This is a genomic window from Pseudomonas sp. CG7 (assembly GCF_023701885.1).
In the GTDB taxonomy this organism is placed as follows: Bacteria; Pseudomonadota; Gammaproteobacteria; order Pseudomonadales; family Pseudomonadaceae; genus Aquipseudomonas; species Aquipseudomonas zanjanensis.
In genome coordinates, this window is the sequence record NZ_JABAEE010000056.1 from 38537 (window position 1) to 47790 (window position 9254).

The window sequence follows — 9254 nt, forward strand, 5'->3', positions numbered from 1 at the left end:
GATGAAACCCTGGTACGGGCTCGGCCTGGGTCTATTGCTCGCAGCCGGCCAGGCATCGGCGGCCACCACGCTGCGCTGCGGCAACCAGTTGATCAGCGTCGGCGACCGCTTGGGCGAAGTGCTGCAGAAGTGCGGACAGCCTGCGGCGCGGGATGACTTGGGCTACAAGCGCAGTGTCAATCGCCGGGAAGAATACCCGGTGGAAGAATTGACCTACGGCCCCAACAACGGCATGTATCAGTACCTGCGTTTCGAGGGGAATCGGCTGGTGGAGATCACCAGCAAGCGGGGGCGGTGACCGGGCCGCTACACAATTAGCGGCATATGTGTTGATTGTGCTGCCGCCTTCGCGAGCAAGCTCGCTCCCACAGTGGATTGGGTTTCGTCAGGCTGAATGCATTTAAATGTGGGAGCGAGCCTGCTCGCGATTAAGAACAACTCGGTTTCCCAGACAGCCCCACAAACTTCACCCGCACTTTCTCCTCTCGGAATAGAACAGGCCCCCGACACGAATGCCGGAGGCCTGTAATGGCCACATCCCTATGGCCTTTCGCATGAACTCCAAAGCAACGGCAAGCGTATGACTCAGCCCGCTTGCCGTGCCTTCTCCCAGTCCAGGCGAGAAGCCTTGGCCTTACTCGGCTTTCAGGCCGTCAGCCGATACGTCCTTGACGCCCTTGATTTTCTTGGCGATTGCCACAGCGGTGTCTTTTTGTGATTCAGTGACTTTGTTCATCGAAGATAAGGACACAACGCCGTTGTTGGTTTCGACTTTGATATCAGTGCCTGGAATGCCTTTTTCAGTAACCAGGTCAGCTTTGACCTTGGTAGTGATCCAGGTATCGGAAACGTCTTCTTTGGCCTCTGTCACTTCGCCTGCAGCCAGCATCATTGGCGCCTGAGTTGCTTGAGTGGTCTCGGCGAATGCGCTAGCCATGGTCAGGGTCAGAGCGGTAGCAGCGGCGGCAGTGATAGCGAACTTCTTCATACGAGTAACTCCTGTTTTTCTCAGAAACCGCCGGAGATGAATCCCGGCAGGGTTAACAGGAGTAGTGCGAAGGCTGTGCCAGTTTTGAAACATTTATAAATTGCTTATGAATCAGCAGGTTAAGCGAAGCGGCGATTTTGGCGATCATGCAAAATGCATGAAGCGATGATTCTGGACATGCAACATGCGGGTTTTATGCGGATGCTAACTTTTTGAAATGCTAAGCATTTCTTTAACGTAAAAAACCCCGCATGGGCGGGGTTTCGATGGGCGTTGTTCCAAATGGTCAACCGGCAGGAGCTGCTGCTGCGGCTCCTGTACAGCCGGCTGGCAGGAACTCCTGGGCGGCTGTGGAAGCGCAGGTCCAAGCGCCCGTAGCTGCACGGCTAAGGGTAATCGTCTTGGCCAGCACGGGTGCAGGCGCGTTGGCAATCGTGCATTGAATGGTACCTGTTCCTGCCGCAGCATTGCCCGCAACGGTAATTGCACAATTGCTGGTGCTTGCAATTGCCCCAGTGTTGTCTCCATCTGGATTTTGGCCTTGATTCATGACGTCCTCAAACGGCACCTTCAGAGCGGAAATTTCCGCCAGTGCAGCCGTCGCCTTCGCCCGCGCCTGATACTTGGAATACTGCGGCAACGCAAACGTCGCCAGAATGCCGATGATCGCCACGACGATCAGCAGCTCGATCAGCGTAAAGCCCTTTTGCTTGTTCATAGACATCTCCCATGCATGAGTCGAAATCTCATGACCTGAAACCGCCATTGCAGGGCACATGCCAACCCTCAAGCCCCATCAATAAAGGGTGTCGATCCCGCACAACGGCGGCGTCCTACCTCAACAACCGCACTATCTGACGTTTTTTGTCACCCTGGCCCGCTGGTTTGGCGTCGATGCTTGACTAGGCTATAAGTCATGAACTGTCCGCGTCCGGTATCCCCATGAATGACATCGCCCTCAGCGGCCTGACCAAGCAATTGGTGCTGGCCGAACTGCTCACCGAGCAAAGTGCGCAACAGGCGTATCAACAGGCCCAACGCAGCCGCATCCCCCTGGTCAGCTACCTGGTGCAGAACAAACTGGTCCAGAGCCGCCAGATCGCGGAAATCGCCTCGGAGCATTTCGGCGTGGCCCTGCTGGACCTCAACAGCCTGGACAAGGAAGCCCAGCCCACCGGCCTGGTCAGCGAAAAACTGGTGCGCCAGCACCACGCCCTGCCGCTGTGGCGGCGTGGCAACAAGCTGTACGTGGGCATCTCCGACCCTACCAATCACCAGGCCATCAACGACATCCAGTTCAGCACCGGCCTGACCACCGAAGCCATCCTGGTGGAGGACGACAAGCTCAGCGACGCCATCGAAAAATTCTTCGAGTCCAGTAGCACCGGCCTGGAAGGCATGGGCGATGTTGACCTCGATGGCCTGGACATCGAATCGATCGACGACACCAAGCAGGACTCCATCGGCACCCAAGACACCGATGACGCGCCCGTGGTGCGCTTCGTCAACAAGATGTTGCTGGACGCGATCAAGGGCGGCTCTTCCGACCTGCACTTCGAACCCTACGAAAAAACCTACCGGGTGCGGGTGCGCACCGACGGCATGCTGCGGGAAGTGGCCAAGCCGCCGATCCAATTGGCGACCCGCATCGCCGCCCGCCTGAAGGTCATGGCCAGCCTCGATATTTCCGAGCGGCGCAAACCCCCGGACGGCCGGCTGAAAGTGCGCCTGTCGAAAACCAAGTCCATCGTCTTCCGGGTCAACACCCTGCCCACGCTCTGGGGCGAAAAAGTAGTGATCCGGATCCTCGACCCGTCCAGCGCGCAAATGGGCATCGATGCCCTGGGCTACGAGACGGACCAGAAAGACCTGTACATGGCCGCCCTCAAGCAACCGCAAGGGCTGATCCTGGTCACCGGCCCGACCGGCTCGGGCAAGACCGTGTCGCTGTACACCGGGCTGAACATCCTCAACACCGTGGACATCAACATTTCCACCGCCGAAGACCCGGTGGAGATCAACATGGAAGGCATCAACCAGGTCAACGTGAACCCGCGCCAGGGGCTGGACTTCGCCCAGGCCCTGCGCTCGTTCCTGCGCCAGGACCCGGACGTGATCATGGTCGGCGAGATCCGCGACCTGGAAACCGCCGAAATCGCCATCAAGGCCGCCCAGACCGGCCACCTGGTGCTGTCCACCCTGCACACCAACAGCGCCGCCGAAACCCTGATCCGCTTGCAGAACATGGGCATTCCGGGGTTCAACATCGCCACAGCCGTGCACCTGATCATCGCCCAGCGGCTGGCGCGCAAGCTGTGCAACCACTGCAAGAAGGCCATCGAGGTTCCCGAGGAAGCCTTGCTCAAGGAAGGTTTCCCTCGGGAACGCATCGGCACATTCACGATCTATGAGCCGGTCGGTTGCGAACAGTGCAACCACGGTTACAAAGGGCGCGTGGGGGTTTACGAAGTGGTCAAGAACACGCCCGAGCTGCAACGGTTGATCATGGCCGAGGGCAACTCGCTGGAAATCGATCTGCAGATGCGCAACGACGGCTTCAATGACCTGCGCGCATCGGGGCTGCTCAAAGTGATGCAGGGCGTCACCAGCCTCGAAGAAATCAACCGGGTCACCAAGGATTGAACATGGCGGTCAAGGCAGTCAAAACCGATGTGTACACGTGGGAAGGCAAGGACCGCAAAGGCACGAAAATGACCGGCGAGCTGACGGGCCAGAGCCCGGCCCTGGTCAAGGCACAACTGCGCAAGCAAGGCATCAACCCGGAGAAGGTCCGCAAGAAATCCACCTCGATATTCAGCAAGGGCAAGCGCATCAAGCCGCTGGACATTGCCCTTTTCACCCGCCAGATGGCCACGATGCTCAAGGCTGGCGTACCGCTGCTGCAAGCGTTCGACATCATCGGCGAAGGCTTCGACAACCCCAACATGCGCAAACTGGTGGATACGGTGAAGCAGGAAGTTGCCGCCGGCAACAGCTTCGCCGCCTCGCTGCGCAAATGCCCGCAGTACTTCGACGAGCTGTACTGCAACCTGGTGGACGCCGGCGAACAGGCCGGCGCCCTGGATACGCTGCTGGACCGGGTGGCGACCTACAAGGAAAAGAGCGAAGCCCTCAAGGCCAAGATCAAGAAAGCCATGACCTACCCGACGGCGGTGATACTCGTCGCAGCGGTGGTCACTGGCATCCTGCTGGTCAAGGTGGTGCCGCAGTTCGAATCGGTCTTCTCCGGGTTCGGGGCGCAGTTGCCGGCCTTCACGGTGATGGTCATCGGCCTGTCGGAGTTCATGCAGGAGTGGTGGTGGATGCTGCTGGGCGGTTTGGCCGGCGCGTTTTTCGGGGTGAAATATGCCCTCAAGCGGTCCCAGGCGTTTCGTGACTGGCGGGACAAATGGCTACTCAAGCTCCCCTTGATCGGCACCTTGATGTACAAGTCCGCAGTGGCTCGCTTTGCCCGCACGCTCTCGCCCACCTTCGCCGCCGGCGTGCCGCTGGTCGAAGCCCTCGATTCGGTGTCGGGCGCCACCGGCAACGTCGTATTCAAGCGCGCCGTGCAGCGCATCCGCCAGGACGTCTCCACCGGCATGCAGTTGAATTTTTCCATGCGCGCGTCGGGGATCTTTCCGAACCTGGCCATCCAGATGACCGCCATCGGCGAGGAATCCGGCGCGCTGGACGACATGCTCGACAAGGTCGCGAGCTTTTATGAGGCCGAAGTGGACAATCTGGTGGACAACCTCACCAGCCTGATGGAACCCTTCATCATGGTGATCCTGGGGATCGTCGTCGGTGGCCTGGTGGTTGCCATGTACTTGCCCATCTTTCAACTCGGCTCTGCGATCTGACATGCCCTTGAGCGAATTTTTCGTGCTGTATCCCCTGGCTTTCGTGCTCGTTGCGGCATTGCTCGGCCTGATCATCGGCAGCTTCCTCAACGTGCTGGTGTGGCGCCTGCCGAAGATGCTCGACCGCGAATGGCGCCTGCAAGCCCACGATCTGCTGGGCCTGCCGGCTGAGGCCCCGGGCCCGGTCTATAACCTGATGTTGCCGCACTCCCAGTGCCCCCACTGCGACCATCGCATCCGCGCCTGGGAAAATATCCCCGTGCTCAGCTACGTGATGTTGCGCGGCCGCTGTTCGAGTTGCGCCGCGCCCATTGGCAAGCGTTACCCCCTGACCGAAGTGGCCTGCGGCGCGTTGTCGGCATTCGTCGCCTGGCATTTCGGCTTTGGCTGGCAGGCCGGCATGGTGATGGTGTTGACCTGGGGCCTGCTGGGCATGAGCCTGATCGACGCCGAGCATCAATTGCTGCCCGATACCTTGGTGCTGCCGTTGTTGTGGCTGGGCTTGATCGTCAACAGCTTCGGCCTGTTCGTTCCTTTGGACCAGGCGATGTGGGGCGCGGTGGCCGGCTATCTGGCGCTGTGGTCGGTGTTCTGGGTGGTCAAGCTGCTCACCGGCAAGGAAGGCATGGGCTACGGGGACTTCAAGCTGCTGGCAATGCTGGGCGCCTGGGGCGGTTGGCAGCTCCTGCCGCTGACGCTGCGCTTGTCGTCGCTGGTGGGCGCCGTTATCGGGGTCATTGTGCTGCGCCGGCGTGACGCTCCCGGGTCGACACAAATCCCCTTTGGGCCTTATCTGGCCATTGCCGGCTGGATTGCCTTGCTCTGGGGTGGTCAAATAACCGACTTCTACTGGCAGTCTGTCGGTTTCTAATGTCGATCTTTTATGAATAACCCCCTGGAAAAACCCTGGATCCTCGGCCTGACCGGTGGCATCGGCAGCGGCAAGAGCGCGGCGGCCCAGCATTTTATCGACCTGGGTGTGCACGCCGTCGACGCCGATCACGCCGCACGCTGGGTGGTCGAGCCCGGGCGCCCGGCGCTGGCGAAAATCGCCGAACACTTCGGCCCTGGCGTATTACAGGCCGACGGCGCCCTGGATCGGGCGGCGCTGCGCAAGCTGATTTTCGAGCAGGCCGAGGAACGCCGCTGGCTCGAAGCACTGCTGCATCCGTTGATCGCCGAGGAAATCGCCCATCACCTGGCCCAGGCACAATCGCCCTACGCGATCCTGGTGTCGCCGCTGCTGATCGAGTCAGGCCAGTACGCCATGACCCAGCGGATCCTGGTGATCGACGCGCCAGAACAACTGCAGATCGAACGTACCTTACAGCGCGCCCAGACCAGCGAGCAGCAGGTCCAAGCGATCCTCAAGGCCCAATCCAGCCGCCAGGATCGCCTGATCCATGCCGACTACGTGGTGGTCAACGACCGCGACCTCGCCTGGCTGCAGAGCGAGGTCGAGCGCCTGCATCACTTTTACCTTACTTTGCGTGGAGGCCAATCATGAGCCAAACCCCACCCGTCGATTGTCCAACCTGTGGCGCACCCGTGGAATGGAGCCCGGAGAGCAAATTCCGGCCGTTCTGTTCCGACCGCTGCAAACTGATCGACCTGGGCGCCTGGGCGTCGGAAGAACACAAGATCCCCGTGGCCCCGGACGCCGAGGATGAGTTGTTCAGCGAAGACTTCAATCCTCGCTCCCATCACTAAGGCCCGGTAGGAATCATTGTGGCGAGGGAGCTTGCTCCCTCGCCACGGCTCATTGTCATCTCAGGTAACGGAGTTCTCCCCTAAGGCCGCATGAAACCGTAATCCTGTTCATCGTCGAGGTTTTCCGCCAGGAAACTCAACTCGTCGGCCAGGTCTTCAGCGCTGCGCACGGTCTTGCTCTGCTGCACGATGGCACTGAGCAAGGCACGCAAGCTCAAGCCCGGGTCGAAACCGATCTCCATGGCGGCGTCGTGGCTACGCCTGATCTCTTGTCTGGCCCACTCATAAACACTCATGGTTGTGCTCCTGGAAGTTTTCCAGAGCATGAAGGGCGTGTGATGGAGCAGCCTTGACGTGAATCAAGGCTTGTCATCATCGTTCCACGGCGCCGACAGGTAGCGCGTGCGGTTGAAGGTCTCCAGCCATTCGGGGCTGAACACCACCAACGCACTGATCACCATGCCGTTGATGAACGCCTCGGGGAAGATGATCAGCCAGAGGTAGCCGATGAAATCCTCCAGCCAGTAAGGCATGGCGAATATCCCGTCGTACCACAGCAGGCCAAGCCCAAGCAGCAGGCACGCCAATGCCGAAAGCGCGGCGGCGAGAAACCCCGAACAGAAGATGTAGACAAACAGATTGCGTGGCTGGGCGCGCTCCACCAGGATCGCGCAGCATTCGGTGATCAGCACCGGCAGCAGGATCAGCAGCGCGCCGTTGCCCCCGACCGCCGCCATGTCCTGACGTCCCAGCAGCACCAGCGCAAGCTGCGCGCACAAGCCCCCCAGGATCGCCAACGGCCAGTCCAGCAGCAACGTCACGGCGGTCATGCCGATGAAATGATACGAGACACCCGTATCGAAATCCCGGCGTACCAGCCACAGCATGAACAACGCCAGCACCGTGCCGAACAACAGGTGCTGGCGACGGCTGTCGGTGAACAGCTCGACCCACGGTGCCCGCACCAAGGCCCAGGCCAACACCGGCACATACACCAGCCAGCCGGCCGCCTGGGTCTGCGAGGAGAGCAGTTCGGCACCGATCATGGGTTACTCCGTTCGTTCGCTATTGGGGAGCGACACTTCCTGGTTGTTGTACCAGAGCCATTGCAAACCTACCAAAGCCTACCGACCAATCCGAATAGTCATTCTCATGCATGAAGATGAAAACGTCTTGTGGACGAACCTGGGCTTGAATCCCGAGGTTGTCGGCAATTTTTCTGTAGAGCTCGCGCTTCATCGCATCACTGCGGCCCCTGCGCATCGTAATCTCAATCACGATCAAATGGTCTGAACGATCCACACCGTTAAACGTGCGGCTGTAGAAAAACTGCTCGGGATCGTAGTCCGTGACCAGGTTGAACAATTCATCCTCGGGCATGCCAATGCTCTCGACCAGCGCTTGGTGTATGCCCTCGACAATGTGCTGGCGTTGCGACTGGCTGGTGCCCTTGGTGACGGCTGTACGAACGAATGGCATGTGAGGTGCTCTCAATTTGATTGGGAAAATGCTTCCAATCGTCGCGATGTTGAACAATCGACAACCCCCTGGAAGCCGGGGAATTCTGCGAAATCCCCACCGTACCGGATACCGATTTATGCGCCCGATGTAATTGAGTTAAAGTCACTTCATGAAACGTCACCTACCCCCATTGAATGCACTGCGTACCTTCGAGGCGGCTGCCCGCCTGGGCAAGATGAATGCGGCCGCCGAAGAGTTGTCCGTCACACCGGGCGCTGTCAGTCGCCAGGTCCGTCAGTTGGAGCTGAGCCTTGGCGTGGACCTGTTCGAAGGCCCAAAGAACAAACCGCAGCTCACCCCTGCCGGGCAAGAACTCCTGCCGGAATTGACGGCCGCGCTGGATCAGATCGAGGCTGCGGTGGGCAGGGTCCGAGACACGGCGACCGGCACCCTCGACGTGTCCTGCTTCAGCACGTTCACGGTCAAGTGGCTGATTCCCCGTCTTTTCGACTTCAATACGACTTACCCGCAGATCAAGATCCGCTTGAGTTCACCGGTCCATGGGACCGATCCGGGGCGGGACCGTTATGACGTGATGATCACGGCAGAACAGGACGTCGTGGATGAACGCAAAAACACCGTCCTGTTGTTCGCCGAACGATTGGGCATCGTCTTGGCGCCGTCCTTATCCGCGCGTATCCAATTGACTGACTTGAGCTCGATTTTTCGCCATCCCCTCCTGCACACCAAAACCCGTCCGGATGCCTGGGCGAACTGGGGCGATGCGATGGGATACCCCGCCAGCGCGCCGGCCGGACTGGAATACGAGCACTATTACTTTACGTTGGAGGCGGCGATTGCCGGCTTGGGGATTGGTGTCGCGCCATGGCACCTGGTGGCCGATGACATTCGCCTGGGTCGCCTGGTGGCACCGTTCGGATTTCAGCCAAGCCGCTACTCCTACATTGCCAAGCGCAGCGCGCAACACAGCAAGAAACTGGATCTTTTCTGCGCCTGGTTGGCGCGTCAGGCTGAACAGGATGGCCTGCCGGGCCCTGCCTGAAGCTAATGCTCATCCTGTGGGAGCGGGCTTGCTCGCGAAGGCGGCATTACAGTCAACGATGATGTTGAATGTGCTGTCCTCTTCGCGAGCAAGCTCGCTTGTATGGTAGGACTTGAAGGGAGGAGGAGGGACAAGGCTCGATTCTGACTGTTCGCGCAGTACAGACCGT

At 59.7% G+C, this 9254-nt stretch carries 12 protein-coding genes; 7 read left to right on the forward strand and 5 right to left on the reverse strand.

Annotation, left to right across the window (positions count from 1 at the left end; all coding sequences use genetic code 11):
* The first annotated feature begins 1 nt into the window (after position 1).
* Positions 2-298 (forward strand): DUF2845 domain-containing protein, encoded by a 297-nt coding sequence (locus HGO40_RS21100; RefSeq protein WP_250964595.1) that lies wholly within the window; start codon positions 2-4, stop codon positions 296-298.
* 336 nt (positions 299-634) lie between these two features.
* Here HGO40_RS21100 and HGO40_RS21105 read toward each other — a convergent pair whose 3' ends face one another.
* A complete protein-coding gene (locus HGO40_RS21105) occupies positions 635-988 on the reverse strand; it encodes a BON domain-containing protein (RefSeq protein ID WP_207967178.1) in 354 nt (117 codons plus the stop codon).
* 286 nt (positions 989-1274) lie between these two features.
* Entirely contained in the window at positions 1275-1706 is a 432-nt protein-coding gene (locus HGO40_RS21110; protein ID WP_250964596.1) for a pilin, read from the reverse strand.
* Between the two features lie 224 nt (positions 1707-1930).
* Between HGO40_RS21110 and pilB the strand changes: the two genes are divergently transcribed.
* From pilB to yacG, 5 genes are read left to right on the forward strand one after another with little or no spacing between them, the layout of a single operon-like run.
* A complete protein-coding gene (gene pilB / locus HGO40_RS21115; RefSeq protein WP_250964597.1) occupies positions 1931-3631 on the forward strand; it encodes a type IV-A pilus assembly ATPase PilB in 1701 nt (566 codons plus the stop codon).
* A 2-nt stretch (positions 3632-3633) separates the two neighbouring features.
* Positions 3634-4851, forward strand: a complete 1218-nt coding sequence (locus HGO40_RS21120; RefSeq protein ID WP_250964598.1) for a type II secretion system F family protein — start codon at positions 3634-3636, stop codon at positions 4849-4851.
* A gap of 1 nt (position 4852) precedes the next feature.
* Entirely contained in the window at positions 4853-5722 is an 870-nt protein-coding gene (locus HGO40_RS21125) for a prepilin peptidase (RefSeq protein WP_250964599.1), read from the forward strand.
* A 12-nt stretch (positions 5723-5734) separates the two neighbouring features.
* Positions 5735-6358 carry a dephospho-CoA kinase gene (coaE, locus tag HGO40_RS21130; RefSeq protein ID WP_250964600.1) on the forward strand — a complete coding sequence of 208 codons (624 nt, stop codon included), beginning with the start codon at positions 5735-5737 and terminating at the stop codon, positions 6356-6358.
* Positions 6355-6561: a DNA gyrase inhibitor YacG gene (gene yacG / locus HGO40_RS21135; RefSeq protein ID WP_250964601.1), complete on the forward strand. Its 207-nt coding sequence runs from the start codon at positions 6355-6357 to the stop codon at positions 6559-6561. Before coaE ends, yacG begins: the two co-directional genes overlap by 4 nt.
* An 80-nt stretch (positions 6562-6641) precedes the next feature.
* Here the strand turns inward: yacG and HGO40_RS21140 are convergent, their stop codons facing one another.
* The 3 genes from HGO40_RS21140 to HGO40_RS21150 form a co-directional block, all read right to left on the reverse strand.
* Positions 6642-6857 (reverse strand): hypothetical protein, encoded by a 216-nt coding sequence (locus tag HGO40_RS21140; protein WP_053125334.1) that lies wholly within the window; start codon positions 6855-6857, stop codon positions 6642-6644.
* A 63-nt stretch (positions 6858-6920) separates the two neighbouring features.
* Positions 6921-7607: an energy-coupling factor ABC transporter permease gene (locus HGO40_RS21145; protein WP_250964602.1), complete on the reverse strand. Its 687-nt coding sequence runs from the start codon at positions 7605-7607 to the stop codon at positions 6921-6923.
* A gap of 19 nt (positions 7608-7626) precedes the next feature.
* Positions 7627-8040 (reverse strand): tautomerase family protein, encoded by a 414-nt coding sequence (locus HGO40_RS21150; protein ID WP_250964603.1) that lies wholly within the window; start codon positions 8038-8040, stop codon positions 7627-7629.
* A gap of 151 nt (positions 8041-8191) precedes the next feature.
* Between HGO40_RS21150 and HGO40_RS21155 the strand changes: the two genes are divergently transcribed.
* Entirely contained in the window at positions 8192-9085 is an 894-nt protein-coding gene (locus tag HGO40_RS21155) for a LysR substrate-binding domain-containing protein (protein WP_250964604.1), read from the forward strand.
* Positions 9086-9254: the final 169 nt, after the last annotated feature.